The sequence below is a fragment of the Prevotella sp. P3-122 genome, from assembly GCF_002251365.1.
GTDB lineage: Bacteria > Bacteroidota > Bacteroidia > Bacteroidales > Bacteroidaceae > Prevotella.
This window is the reverse complement of record NZ_NPJH01000071.1, coordinates 1-13,259: the sequence shown is the minus strand read 5'-3', so window position 1 is coordinate 13,259 and position 13,259 is coordinate 1. Positions and strand designations below refer to the sequence as shown.

The window sequence follows — 13,259 nt, the reverse complement described above, 5'->3', positions numbered from 1 at the left end:
ACAACAAAGCAGATATGAAATATTACAGCACAAACGGCAAGGCACCACTTGCCACCCTTGAGGAGGCCGTTGTAAGAGGTCTCGCACCCGACAGAGGTCTGTACATGCCTGAACGGATAAAGTCCCTGTCCGGCAGTTTCTTTGAGGAAATAGACAAGATGTCATTCCAGGAGATGGCTTGCCACGTGGCACAGGCTTTCTTTGGTGAGGATGTTGAGGAAAAGGCTCTTAACGACATAGTTTGCGACACGCTGGCTTTCGACACACCAGCCGTAAAGGTGGAAGAGAATATATACTCGCTTGAGCTGTTCCACGGACCTACGCTGGCATTCAAGGATGTAGGCGCGCGATTCATGGCAAGGCTGTTGCAGTACTTCATCCGCAAGGAAGGCAAGAAGCAGGTCAACGTGCTCGTGGCAACATCCGGTGACACAGGCTCTGCCGTAGCCAACGGTTTCCTGGGAGTGGAAGGCATACATGTATATGTCCTCTATCCAAAGGGGAAAGTGAGCAACATTCAGGAGAGCCAGTTCACTACTCTCGGCAAGAATATAACCGCCATAGAGGTTGATGGAGTATTTGACGACTGCCAGGCCTTGGTGAAGAGTGCTTTCATGGACGGCGAACTCAACGCACACATGAACCTCACCTCAGCCAACTCCATCAACGTGGCACGCTTCCTTCCTCAGGCATTCTACTACTTCAACGCCTATGCCCAGATGAAGAGACTCGGCAAGGGCGACAACATGGTGATTTGTGTGCCGAGCGGCAACTTCGGAAATATCACGGCAGGACTCTTCGGCAAGAGGATGGGTCTGCCTGTAAAGCGATTTATAGCCGCCAATAATGCCAACGACATATTCTACAACTATCTGCAGAGCGGGAAATACGAGCCCAAGCCAAGCATCCAGACACTTGCAAACGCCATGGACGTTGGTGACCCAAGCAACTTTGCAAGGATTATCGACCTATACAAGGGCTGTCATGCTGACATATCGGCAGAGATTAGCGGAGCGACATACTCTGACGAGCAGATTGCCCAGACCATGAGACAATGCCATGCCACTACGGGATATGTACTCGACCCGCATGGTGCATGCGGTTATCAGGCTCTTAAGGACTTGCTGCATGAGGGTGAGACAGGAGTATTCCTGGAGACTGCTCATCCCGCAAAGTTCAAGGAGAAGGTGGACAGCATACTGCAAGCAGACGTGCAGATACCAGAGCGTCTTGCCGAGTTTATGAAGGGGAAGAAGCTCTCCGTACCGATGTCCGCACAATTCAGCGACTTCAAAGAGTTCCTCTTGAGCAGATAAATGATAATTACAGAACGCAAGGAATGATATAAGCAGTAGGACACGCATCAGGCATGTCCTACTGCTTTTTATTAGCTTTTGCCCTTGACTGGGCACATGTCATTTCAGTTCCTTCACCTTCTCGAAGAAAGCCAGCTGGTTGCGTGCCCGGTCGAGGTTGTGGGTAGGGTACTTTATCTTGTAATATGAATCGCCATTGATGTAGTCCGTCAGAAAACGCACACATTGCATGAACGGGAAGAGTGCTACCGCATAGGGCAGGTTTTCCCTTTCCGTAGGGGTGAGGAAGCAATCAGCAGACTCCAGGTAGCCCTTAGTAAAAGCCTCATATATATCACGGCGGAATTCCACCTTGCTGATATCAGGACAATCCTCAGCTACGGCATTCGAGGCAGTGCGCAGGAAATCGCCATAGTCAGAGAATACAAAGCTTGGCATTACGGTATCAAGGTCTATGACACACAGTACATTGCCATCGTCATCAAACATCATGTTATTGACCTTGGTGTCGCAATGGCAAACACGTTTGGGAAGTAATCCCTCACGCCCCATGCGCTCGGCCTTGCACATCTCATAGGCATTAGCCTCGATGGTGGCTATCATGTCGCGCACCTCTGACAACCTTCCGCAGGCATCAGCTGCCACAGCCTCACGCAACTGGCTCATGCGCAGTTCCATGTTATGGAAGTCTGGGATTGTCTCGCCCAACGGTTCATCAAGGTCTACAAGCATAGCCTCGAAATTGCCGAACGCCTTGCCTGCGCAATAGGCATATTCAGGAGTAACGGCATCGTAGGTATGTGCACCAGCTATAAAAACCGACATTCTCCAGAACCTTCCGCTCATATCGATATAATAACTGTTTCCGTCACGTGTTGTGACAAAGCGCAAAACCCGGCGGTCAAGGTCGGTAACACCTTGTGAGGCGAGTTTCTTTCTGATATGGTTTGTGACGGTCATAACATTATGCTGCAATAGGTCGACATTCTTGAAGATGCTATTGTTGATGCGTTGTAGGACATAGTCTGTGTCATGACCTGCCGTTCTTACAATGTAAGTATCGTTGATTAGCCCGTTGCCAAGAGGAAGCACCGAAAGGACAACACCTTCCATTTCGAAGTTTTCAGCAATAGATTTAAGTTCTTTCTCTGTCATAATAGTAGTTTTAGAAGGTTAAAGTTCAAGGTGGGTTCTATCACTTACTGCCACTTGGTCAGTGGGTCCAAGGTGAAGAAAGTGATAGAACCCACCTTAATAGAATTATAAATATGAGTAAAAGGTTTGAGATAAGAGAAAAGAGTTATGTACATGAGCTGTTCATGTTTGGTCCTTGCCACCATCATCAGCAGCTTTCCATGCTTCCCACTCCTTCATAGCCTCCTTCCAATCAGTTGCTCCATTATTAAGTGCCTCCTGTTCCCTTGCTGCCTCGTCGCGAGCCTTGTCCCTGGCCCGTTTCTCCTTCATAGCGGCAATGGTGGCATCATCAAGTATCTGTATGGCCCCGCGCCTGATAGCCTGCCGAAGCTCCTCGTCACCAAACGCTTTGCCAGGCTCGTTGAAGTCGGAGATATTGAACTCGAAGTTTACGCGCAGCTGATGCCTTATAGCTTTCTGCTGGAAGCGAGTCCCAGCAGACTTTCGCCTTAGGAGCATGGCGATGATATCAATCTCATGTTGCGAAAATTTTGTTCTTCCCATAATTGTTGTTTCGTTTTAACGTCAGAAGTATTCTCCCTAAATTCCGCAACACTTTGATTTTAACTTTGTTTATAAGTTCCTGAGCAACAAAAAGCTCTTGCTTGTGGCAAGCGGCAAAGCCGAGCGCCCCAGGATTTTGTCATGTCAGATTTTTCACTTATCTTAGTGTTGCAATTCAAAACAAGCATAAATCGTAACAAGACATGGCAAAGGTACAAATAAAATCAGAAAAACTCACACCTTTTGGAGGCATTTTTTCAATCATGGAGCAATTTGACTCCATGCTGTCACCTATTATCGACCAGACACTTCGGTGATGCCACTTGATGTCAAGGAACTGTCGTCGGGAAGTGAGGAACGCACATCAGTAACCTATCCCGGATATTGCCTGCCTTACAACGTGACGAGATGGGTAATAGGACATGGATTCCCAGGCAGTTTCCCCAACTCGCTCCAGGTAAGGAAGGGTGAATTGAGAAACATACACATTGCCGGAACGGGCAATTCCAGAGTGAAAGGACAGAACCCGATATTCACCGACCGATTTACTGCCAACCCTGCATGTACTATCGTTAGCGACCATATCTACGCATTGGTGGGAGAAGATAACGCAGGAGTGGGAGGCTGGTTCTCAATGCCCCATTGGCTAGCATATTCCTCAGACAACAACCCATTGTACTCACTGAAAAGGGAATAGCCAAATGAGAAAACGAATTCAGCCAACTGAGGAAATGATAATAAAAAAGTTGTTGTTTGGGGGAATTATATGGTATTAAATCCACCAAACAACAAAATAAATCTCGGGATAATGTTATGAAATCTTCAATACTGCAGATGTCTTCAGCTTGACTCCTTTAGGATAAGTGACAACAAGGCCATCGGCGGTTTGTTTCCAGCGTAGCTTTCCCTTGTAGCCGAGCAGCGACACCGACTTTATTATCTTGCCTCCAAGATACTTTGAGCCTTTTGCCATGGAATGGATAGTAACGGACTGACCTTCTTCTGGAATATTCATGGTGAAGGCATAGAGCGCACCATTCTTGCCTACCGTGAAACGAATGTCCTGTGAGTCGAACTTAAATTCGGCATGCTTTTTCCCAAGTCTGCCGCCAGGCAAGCACTTAAGTTTGCCATCCACCATCTCACCCTCACCAAGAGTTGTCCATGCCTTGCTGCCATATACAGCCTCGCCATTGAGCGACATCCATTTGCCCACTTCCTCAAGCATGGTGACACAAGCATCCTCGATACTCCCATCTGGCTTCATACAGATGTTCAGACAAGCATTGCCATCGCGACATATGGCTTCGATAATAAAACGAATCATCGAAGAGGCATCGTAGGTAAAGTCAGGGGCATAGAACCAATCGCCTACGGGAGCTTCGCGTATCCAAGGCTGTGAAGCATTGATGGTATCGGGGAAGTTGAATTCCGCTGTGTTCACCGCACCATTAGTAGGACGGCGGAACTTGATGATGCTGAATGTGTTTACCTCACCACGTTTTTTGAGGCAGCGGTTGTAATAGTCGGCCATCACGGTCTGCATGGCATTGCATTTGAATCCTGTGCCAGTGCCATCACCAGTGAAGGGACCTTGTACGGTACCATCGGTATAGATGAAGTCCGGGTCATAGTTGGCAGTGACGTCCATCATGCGCAGTGCCCATTGTGTGGCAAACCATTTGGCATAATCGAGATGACGCCAGAAGATACCTGCCTTGGCAGGCGACCATCCGCTGTGAGCGTTCTTCTCCACAGTCTCATACTCTCTGAGGTCAATGCCATAGAGCATTCTTGGATCGTAGCCTTCCCACCACTTGCCCTTGCCATCGGCGAGAGTAAGGTTGCCGTCGTAGGGTACTCCAGCCTTGTCGCCACTCTTGTCACTGCCAAAAGCGGTTTGCCACCACCACCATGTATATTCATGATGGAAGGTCACTCCATAGCGCATGTTATGCTTGTGGCACGCATCCACCCACTCGCGCAGCAAGTCACGCTTCGGACCGATATTCACCGAGTTCCATGGTTGATAGCGCGAGTTCCAAAGGTCGTAGTTGTCGTGATGAACACCCTGTATCATAAGGAAGCGTGCTCCTGCTTTTTGATAAAGGGCAGTAAGGCGCTCCGGGTCAAGCTTTGTGGGATTCCATGTGCGCAGCACATCCTTATATCCCACCTCCGATGGATGTCCGTAACGCTTGAGGTGGTTTTTGTAGGCATGATGCTCCTCCTTGTATAAGTTGCGTGCATACCAGTCGCCACTCTCTCCGGCTGATTGCGGTCCGAAATGCACCCAGATGCCGAACTTTGAGTCGCGCAACCATTGTGGTGTTCCAGGATAGTTTTTCTCTATTGACTCCCAGTTAGGTTTGAACGGACCGTCAGTGATAGGAAGGCCGATATTCACCTCCATAAACGTGTTTGAGTCTGCCATCTTAACTGAGTTGACAGCTTGTTTGGCTGGTACGTCGGGAATTGGAGGTAATTGTTTGGGCAACACATCATCGTTCTGTTGCGCCATGACATGGCCTGCCTGGCAAACACATGCCATCATAAATGTTATTAATACTTTATTCATAATACTCAATATTGTTTATTAAATTTTTAATCATACAGATGGAACATCCGCTCCATCATCTGCCATTTCTCATCGCTTGTGGCATTGGCGTCGCAGCCTTGAAACTGGGTGACGTAAGCCTCCCACTCCGCCTGTCGGGGCAAAGTGGCAAGGCGCGTCATGGCCTCATCCCAATTGAAGTCGTCGGGTGTCTCGACGATCATAAACAATCGGTTGCCGAGGATGTATATCTCCATTTCCTCGATACCAACACTACGGATGCCCTCTCGAATCTCGCTCCAGTGGTGCTCACGGTCGTGAGCCTCCACATACTTCTTAATGAGTTCGGGGTCATTCTTCAGTTCTAATGTCTGACAATATCTTTTGCTCATAGTTATTTAAGTTGACAAGTTGACGAGTTGACAAGTTGATACCGATGCGATGCCCGCCGACTATGGCAAATTCATCGGCAAATTATTCTTAGATACGAGTTAATTACGGCACACAAACACGAATCCGCCTCTTGGCTGGCAGATAATCTTTTCAGGGATTCTTCCTTTCCCCTTCCTTATGCTCCAAGGGGTTGGATTGTTGGCAGGCAGTTCTCCTTTGTAACCTGGTTTATCAGTGAAAAGGGTGTATTTGCCTTTTGGAAGGAAAGACGCATCGAAGGATAGAGTCTGCGAGCTGTCTTTTCCATTGATGCCTGCAACGTACCATGTGTTGCCTTGGCGGCGTGCAATGACAACCCATTCGCCGGGATAACCTCCGAGCAGTCGGGTTTCGTCCCATATGGTGGGCAATGCCGACATAAAGTCCTTCACCTCCTTGGGCTGCACGAGATAGCTTTCCGGTTTGTCAGCCCAATGCAGCAACGGCGACTCAAAGAGCACAGGCAGTGCGAGTTCGTGAGCATGGGTAGTGATATGCTTATGCTGCGAGTCGGAGAAGGTGCAGGGAGTATAGTCCATCGGTCCAATCACATTGCGTGTGAATGGCAACGTGGCATTGTGGGCAGCAGCCTTCGGAGTGAGGGTGGCGTTATTATTATACCACTCCGCTCCATATACAGCCTCTACACTTACAAGATTGGGATATGTGCGTTGCCAGCCTCTTGGAATTGTCGCGCCGTGGAAGTTGACCATCAGATGATGACGTGCGGCACATTCGAGAAGGTCGATACAATATTCCATCGTCTCTTGTTTGTCGCCTGCAAAGAAGTCGATCTTCACTCCTGCCACACCCATCTTCTCAAGCCATGCAAACTCACGCTCACGGTTTTCGGGAGCATTGAGTCGCTCATGCGGTCCTGGTGCGCCCCAAGCCTTTAACCATGCCGTGGAAGAGTTATACCACAGTATGGGTTTGATTCCTTTTTCATGAGCATAACGTATGGCATCCTCTATGTGTCCGCCGTTCTTCATCTCGTCCCATTCCGCATCAATGAGTACGTAAGGCCAGCGCATCTCCACTGCCATGTCAACATATTGCCTTAATATTTGATAGTCATTGGAGCCATGGTTGTATGCCCAATATATCCACGAAACAGAACCTGGTTTAATCCACGAAGTGTCCTCTATGCGGCAAGGTTCACTGACATCAGTAACGAGCGTGGAAGACACCACATCTTTCAGTTCTCCAACTATAACAACCCTGTAGGGAGAACGCCATTTGCCTGTGGTGTTCTGCAGATTCTCGTCCATCACCACACGAAATTCCTCCTTGTTGCGGTCGTTGTAGAGCGACGACGCGCTATTGTATCTTTCAATTCCAGCCTCGGTAATAAGTGCAAAGACCTTGTCGGATGGTTGAAGCAATGCAGGATAGCCCCAACGCTTGTTTTCGCTCTCTCCAGTGGTGGATAGAGGGAAGAACGCCTCGTATGGTTCTGTCCATTTCTGCATCCATCGCTTCCTACCTTCAGTGATACGATAAGTGGTCAGTTCCTCTGTGGGGCGAGTGTGTTGTAGAGCGTCGAAAACATAGCGGAAAGCAACACCATCGTTATAAGCCCTGACAATGAGTTGTTGCTGTCTTCCGATATTATCAATATAAAAGTAAGTCACCTCGTTTGCCTCATTGGAGCACTCGTGGCGCTTTCCTCCTATCATCGTATAGGAATCCTTTATCGTCTTCGTAGGCATCTTCGCCTTAAGTGTCAGTTCCTTTCCACCTCCATCCTTCATGAGCATACCCACATTGGTAATGTCTAATACTTCACACTCGTTGTTGTCATCGTGATACACCACAGCAAAACCTTTACCTTTTTCTCGCCATTCCACCTTACCATTGGGCGAAATGACTTGTGCAGAAGCAATGGATGTCATAGCCATTGCCAAAATCGTAGTAATAATCTTCATAATTATATGTCTTAATATCAGTGCCTCTGTGTGTTTATTATATTCACATTTATCTTTCGACGATGTTTCTTTGATTTCTTCTCCGCTATTGTCTTCAACCGCTGCTTACTGTCGTTCCACTCGAACTTGATGATGGAGTAGTCGCCTTGCTCAAAGGCATAGCCGTCGCCAGAGTCCTGATAGAGCGAGAACGAGGTGTCGGCACCGGGATAGACATTCAGGGTGATAGGCTTATCGGCTTGGGCTGCAGAATATTCTACCACATCAGATGTTGGGATAATGCTACCAGCCTTGACATATAGAGGCAAACGGTCGATTGTTACAGCCACCTCTATCCACTGCCCTCCGTCGTATGACTCATTTGTCCAAAAGTCATACCATCGGTTGCCTTTGGGCAGATAAACCTTTCGGCTCTTTGCCTCAGCAAGTGGACGAGTGACAGGACATACGAGGATATTGCCAAAGAGATACTCGTCCTTGAGGTCATAGACAACATCATCGTCGGGATAATCAAAGGCAAGTGGGCGCGCCATGGTGTAGCCTGAGAAATACTGTGCCGCCGCCATACTATATATATAAGGTAGAAGCGTGTAACGCAGGTTGATCATCTTCAGGATGGCATCGTAATAAGGAGTTTCCACCTCGCCAAAGCGCCATATCTCGCGTGGAGTGTCGGAACCATGACTGCGGAGCATAGGCAGGAACGTGGCCCATTGGAACATACGGGTATAGTATTCACGATAAGCCTCATCCTTCACACCATCTTGGAACTCACCGGTATAGAACCATCTGCGTCCGTCGTTTTTGACGAAGAAAGACCCAACGTCAACGGTCCAATAAGGATTGCCCGTAGCCATATAGTTCAGACCTGCCGGTATCTGTTGGCGATATGACTCCCACGAAGCATGAGTATCACCATTCCACACCACAGTGGCATATCTCTGCTGACCTGCATAGCTGCTTCGTGTGAGGTTAAGCACACGCTTTACATCGGTCGTGGCACGTTGGTTTTCATATAATCCCATCGAGTGATAGAGTGAATAAAGACTGCTTCGCTCTGCCCCTAAGGCATCGCTGAGTATATCCTTGTTGAGCTGCCAGCGGCGCTTATGGTCGTTCCATCCGTATGGCTTATCGCCTATTGATTCAGGTATTTTGTTCCAGTCGCCGTCGAGGGGTTCACTACTATCACACCACCAAGCATCAAAGCCATTTGAGAAGAACTCGTCGTTGGCATATTTCCAGTAGTGGCGGCGGGCATCTGCATTGAAGGCATCATACACCGAGTGTTCGAGCATAAATCCTCGTTTGCGGAAATCCTTTTCCTCGGGACAATACTGCGGATTGGGCCAGATGCTCACCATCAGTCGGGCATTCATGGCATGTATGGAGTCGGCAAGAGCCTTTGGGTCGGGATAATACTTGCGGTTCATCTTCATATATCCCCAACCCTCAGGCCAATAGTTCCAGTCCTGCACAATCATATCCACAGGCACATGGCGACGGCGATATTCCCTCAGGGTATTGATGAGGTCGTCAGAAGAGACATAACGCTCCTTCGACTGGATATATCCGAAGGCATAGAGCGGAAGCAGTTGCACTCTGCCCGTCAGATAACGATACCCCTCGACAATATCCTCCATCCTGTCACCCTTAATAAAATAGTAGTCAATTTGTTTTGCTGCCTCCATCTGCATTGTAAAGCCCTTGCCGTCTGACGAATATTTCATGGCACATCCGGCATCGAAAAGCAAACCGTAGCCTTGTGGAGACATCAGCACTGGTATCATCACCTTTAGATTGTGCTGAGTGAGCCACATAGTCTTTCCCACAAGATTCATATAATCCTCCATATGGGCACCGAGTCCATACAAAGCCTTGGTGTCGGGACACGAGAAATGCGATATGTAGCGTGTGCTCTCACCGATAGTGTCGCGACGTATGATGTCCTTCACCGTCACCTTGCCGTTGGCGGTTTCCTCCATGCGGGCAGTGGCATCGTCATAAACGATGCGTTCCTGCACTACTGGTTCTGACTCCCTGCCCACATCCCTCAAGAGTGTCTTGCCGGTCTTTCTATCGATAAACGAGATGCAACCGCCCTCGTTCTTCACGACAATCTCCTCCGATTTCACCTTCTGTCTCTCATATACACACACACCGGTGTTGTTGCCGGGCAACGAACCATCAGCCGACCACTGCACTCTGACAATTTTTGGAGTAATAAATTCCACCTTAACTTTAGTGGAACTAACCTGTGCGATGGCAATAATGGATATGATCATTGCCACCAAGATTAAGTATATTCTTTTCATATTTGCAATTTCATTTCAAACATGTTTATATTTCATCACCTTTTCACCAAATTTTTAACCAAGATACGGAACACCTTCCCTGGTGCTTCTACCCACTTCTCCATAGCCTGAGGGGCTTCCTCGGGCGAGCACTCCATACTGATAAACTCATCCACAGGACAGGTGCCTCGCTCAAGATAGTGGATGACAGCACGGAAGTCGGAAGGCATTGCATTGCGTGAACCACGAATGTCGAGTTCCTTTTGCACGAAGAATTTCGTTTGGAACGACACATCAGTCTTGGCATAGCCTATACAGATAACGCGACCAGTGAATGCCACCTCGTCAACAGCCATCTGATAGGTAGGAGCACTGCCCACTGCCTCTATCACCACGTCGGGACCGAATCCGCCTGTCATCTCCAACAGTCGGGCATGCACATCCTCTGTCTTACTATTGATGGTGTATGAAGCGCCAACGCGGCGTGCCAAGGCGAGTTTGTTGTCGTCGATGTCGGCAGCAACAACAGTTGCACCACGGAGCACTGAGCGCACGATGGCTCCCATTCCCACCATACCACATCCGATGACCAAAACCACGTCGATGTCCGTCACTTGTGCTCTCGAAACGGCATGGAAACCGACACTCATCGGTTCAACGAGAGCACAAGTGCGGGGAGTGAGCAGTCCCGCAGGAATAACCTTTTCCCAAGGCATCACGAGATATTCACGCATAGCACCGTCACGCTGCACCCCGAGTGTCTGATTATCCTTGCAAGCATTCGGCCGTCCGTTGCGACAAGAGGCACACTTGTTGCAGTTAGTATATGGATTTAGAGTTACGGTCATACCCGGTTTGAGTCCTTCAGGTACTTCGCTGCCCACCTTCACAATGGTAGCGCCCACCTCATGCCCAGGAATCACTGGCATCTTCACCATAGGGTTCTTACCGAGGAATGTACTGAGGTCAGAACCACAGAATCCTACATACTCCATTTTAAGAAGCACCTCTCCGGGCTTCAGTTCATTCACATTATCTATTTCCACGAGCGACATCTTGCGCTCCTCTGTTATCTGTATTGCTTTCATTGTATTTTATTCACTCATATTTTTAATATAAGGTAATTCCACAAGATTTGGGAAACCGTAGAATCTTTTTGCATTACCACCAAGAAAGGCGATTTTGTCAGCATCTCTCATTTCGCCCGACTTCAAGATGAAATCGTATGACATGCGGTAAGTGATGGCAGTGATGGTGCGTGGATAGTCACTTCCCCACATCAACCTGTCGAACCCCACCCAATCGGCTGCGAGATTGATACTCTTCACGGCTGAGGGGAATGGATAGAACTCATTATTGTAGAGCCATGTTATTCCACCCGACTCAATCATCACGTTATTGCCACGAAGAGCGAGTTTGACCTGACTCTCAAATGCTGTTGTGGTGACCATTCCGAAATGACCTATCGCTACTTTCAAGTTAGGACATTCCTCGATAATCTCTCCCATCTCGGCAATCTGTCTCTCATCCTCACCCAGACATATCGACAACACCATACCCTCGCGTTCCATATACTTGAACATCGGCAACATGTCGTGAAGAGGTGTCGATATGCGATGACCGGGAATGGCAATGCCCTTTAGTCCGGCAGTCTTCAGTTTTACGGCATCTTCCTCCGTATTACACATACCCATACAGAAAAATCTGTCGGGCCACTGGCGCTGCACCTGAGTGAGATAGTCGTTCTGGCAACCATCAATCACCTCCTGCACTACCACCGCCGCCGACACTTGTGCATAATCCATGTTGCTTAGGAATACCTCGGCCGTATTCCGTCCGTCGATCATAAAGGGCGGCAACATCTGTCGCTCCTCACCAAAGAACATCGACCTTGAGCCGTTCTTGTCCAATGTCCTTATCGCCTGACCATCGACCATTGTGTCTTGTCGCAGCCATAAATGCGAATGTGCATCAATTATGAATTCTTCCATCTCACACCCATTTGGTCGCCGATTATTTCCTTCACCTTATCTACAAACTGCAAATCAATCGGTTCGTTTACATAATCAATGTTTTTCAGCACGTTCTTCGGATTGGCACTACTGAAGAGAGTCGTAGCAATATGGTCATTGCAGGATGTGGAATATTGAATGGCGAGTTTGTCGATGGGATAACCTTGTTCATCGCAATAACGTGCAGCCTTGGCACAAGCCTCGCGCAATGCTTCGGTGGCAGGATGCCAGTCGGGAGCTCCGCGCATCGAGAGCAATCCCATAGAGAATGGAGAGGCGTTGATAACTCCAATACCACGCTTCTCGAAGAAGTCGAAGTATTCGGTCAACAAGTTGTCGTTCAGACAATAGTGGCAGAAATTAAGAATACTCTCCACCGTACCCTCCTCACTGTGCTCAATCACCCATTTGAGGTTTTCGGGCTGAAGGTCGGTGATACCGACATGTCCTACGACGCCCTCCTTGCGCAATTCGACAAGAGCAGGCAGCGTCTCATCCACCACTTGCTGCAAATTGGCAAACTCCACGTCGTGAACATTGATGAGATCGATAAAATCCACATTCAATCTCTCCATGCTCTCATACACGCTTTCCTTGGCACGCTTGGCCGAGTAATCCCAATAGTTCACTCCGTCCTTGCCATAACGTCCCACCTTGGTGGAAAGCACGTAGCTGTCGCGCTTGATGTCCTTAAGCGCCTTTCCCAAAACAGTCTCAGCCTTGAGATGACCGTAATATGGTGACACATCAATAAAATTAATACCGCCATCCACAGCCGTATGAACAGCCTGAATAGCCTCATCCTCACGAATTCCATGGAATACTCCACCCAACGACGAGGCTCCAAACCCTAGGTTGGAGACTTTCATTCCCGTCTTTCCTATTTCATTGTATTGCATATATAAAGTTTTTAATTCTCAGATAATTGTGAGGCAAAATTATCAAGAAGAAGGTTAACTATTATAAGAAAAAAAAGACATTCTATTGTAGAAAATCGAATAGTTATTATAATTAAATAT

The 13,259-nt window shown here is 48.2% G+C and carries 11 protein-coding genes; 2 read left to right on the top strand and 9 right to left on the bottom strand.

All coding sequences use genetic code 11. The annotated features are described in order from the left end of the window. Window positions 1-14 precede the first annotated feature (14 nt). Window positions 15-1,316 (top strand): threonine synthase, encoded by a 1,302-nt coding sequence (thrC, locus tag CIL02_RS11060; protein ID WP_094401708.1) that lies wholly within the window; start codon window positions 15-17, stop codon window positions 1,314-1,316. Between the two features lie 99 nt (window positions 1,317-1,415). Here thrC and CIL02_RS11055 read toward each other — a convergent pair whose 3' ends face one another. Together CIL02_RS11055 and CIL02_RS11050 are read right to left on the bottom strand one after the other, a co-directional pair. Next, window positions 1,416-2,471 (bottom strand): phosphotransferase enzyme family protein, encoded by a 1,056-nt coding sequence (locus tag CIL02_RS11055; RefSeq protein WP_094401706.1) that lies wholly within the window; start codon window positions 2,469-2,471, stop codon window positions 1,416-1,418. Window positions 2,472-2,633: 162 nt separating this feature from the next. Next, window positions 2,634-3,017 carry a hypothetical protein gene (locus CIL02_RS11050; protein WP_094401704.1) on the bottom strand — a complete coding sequence of 128 codons (384 nt, stop codon included), beginning with the start codon at window positions 3,015-3,017 and terminating at the stop codon, window positions 2,634-2,636. Between the two features lie 313 nt (window positions 3,018-3,330). Here CIL02_RS11050 and CIL02_RS11045 point away from each other — a divergent pair, with 313 nt between their 5' ends. Then, a complete protein-coding gene (locus tag CIL02_RS11045) occupies window positions 3,331-3,714 on the top strand; it encodes a hypothetical protein (RefSeq protein WP_141210213.1) in 384 nt (127 codons plus the stop codon). Between the two features lie 114 nt (window positions 3,715-3,828). Here the strand turns inward: CIL02_RS11045 and CIL02_RS11040 are convergent, their stop codons facing one another. From CIL02_RS11040 to CIL02_RS11010, 7 genes are all read right to left on the bottom strand, one after another. Next, window positions 3,829-5,595, bottom strand: coding sequence for an alpha-L-fucosidase (locus tag CIL02_RS11040; protein WP_206073491.1), 1,767 nt, complete (start codon window positions 5,593-5,595; stop codon window positions 3,829-3,831). A gap of 26 nt (window positions 5,596-5,621) precedes the next feature. After that, window positions 5,622-5,966: an L-rhamnose mutarotase gene (locus CIL02_RS11035; RefSeq protein WP_094401699.1), complete on the bottom strand. Its 345-nt coding sequence runs from the start codon at window positions 5,964-5,966 to the stop codon at window positions 5,622-5,624. Between the two features lie 99 nt (window positions 5,967-6,065). After that, on the bottom strand, window positions 6,066-7,934 hold the full coding sequence (locus CIL02_RS11030; protein ID WP_094401698.1) for a glycoside hydrolase family 97 protein: 1,869 nt from the start codon (window positions 7,932-7,934) through the stop codon (window positions 6,066-6,068). A gap of 17 nt (window positions 7,935-7,951) precedes the next feature. Then, entirely contained in the window at window positions 7,952-10,249 is a 2,298-nt protein-coding gene (locus CIL02_RS11025; RefSeq protein WP_094401696.1) for a TIM-barrel domain-containing protein, read from the bottom strand. A gap of 35 nt (window positions 10,250-10,284) precedes the next feature. Beyond that, entirely contained in the window at window positions 10,285-11,316 is a 1,032-nt protein-coding gene (locus tag CIL02_RS11020) for a zinc-binding alcohol dehydrogenase family protein (protein ID WP_094401695.1), read from the bottom strand. A gap of 6 nt (window positions 11,317-11,322) precedes the next feature. Next, window positions 11,323-12,219 carry an amidohydrolase family protein gene (locus CIL02_RS11015; RefSeq protein ID WP_094401693.1) on the bottom strand — a complete coding sequence of 299 codons (897 nt, stop codon included), beginning with the start codon at window positions 12,217-12,219 and terminating at the stop codon, window positions 11,323-11,325. Further along, the gene (locus CIL02_RS11010; RefSeq protein WP_094401691.1) at window positions 12,204-13,139 is read right to left on the bottom strand and encodes an aldo/keto reductase; all 936 of its coding nucleotides are present in this window, start codon (window positions 13,137-13,139) and stop codon (window positions 12,204-12,206) included. The genes CIL02_RS11015 and CIL02_RS11010 overlap by 16 nt, the downstream gene beginning before the upstream one ends. Between the last annotated feature and the right edge of the window lie 120 nt (window positions 13,140-13,259).

What these genes read in the sequence shown, in the direction of transcription:
- thrC (WP_094401708.1), top strand. Translation starts at nt 15, where the DNA reads ATGAAATATTACAGCACAAACGGCAAGGCACCACTTGCCACCCTTGAG.
- CIL02_RS11055 (WP_094401706.1), bottom strand. Translation starts at nt 2,471, where the DNA reads ATGACAGAGAAAGAACTTAAATCTATTGCTGAAAACTTCGAAATGGAA.
- CIL02_RS11050 (WP_094401704.1), bottom strand. Translation starts at nt 3,017, where the DNA reads ATGGGAAGAACAAAATTTTCGCAACATGAGATTGATATCATCGCCATG.
- CIL02_RS11040 (WP_206073491.1), bottom strand. Translation starts at nt 5,595, where the DNA reads ATGAATAAAGTATTAATAACATTTATGATGGCATGTGTTTGCCAGGCA.
- CIL02_RS11035 (WP_094401699.1), bottom strand. Translation starts at nt 5,966, where the DNA reads ATGAGCAAAAGATATTGTCAGACATTAGAACTGAAGAATGACCCCGAA.
- CIL02_RS11030 (WP_094401698.1), bottom strand. Translation starts at nt 7,934, where the DNA reads ATGAAGATTATTACTACGATTTTGGCAATGGCTATGACATCCATTGCT.
- CIL02_RS11025 (WP_094401696.1), bottom strand. Translation starts at nt 10,249, where the DNA reads ATGAAAAGAATATACTTAATCTTGGTGGCAATGATCATATCCATTATT.
- CIL02_RS11020 (WP_094401695.1), bottom strand. Translation starts at nt 11,316, where the DNA reads ATGAAAGCAATACAGATAACAGAGGAGCGCAAGATGTCGCTCGTGGAA.
- CIL02_RS11015 (WP_094401693.1), bottom strand. Translation starts at nt 12,219, where the DNA reads ATGGAAGAATTCATAATTGATGCACATTCGCATTTATGGCTGCGACAA.
- CIL02_RS11010 (WP_094401691.1), bottom strand. Translation starts at nt 13,139, where the DNA reads ATGCAATACAATGAAATAGGAAAGACGGGAATGAAAGTCTCCAACCTA.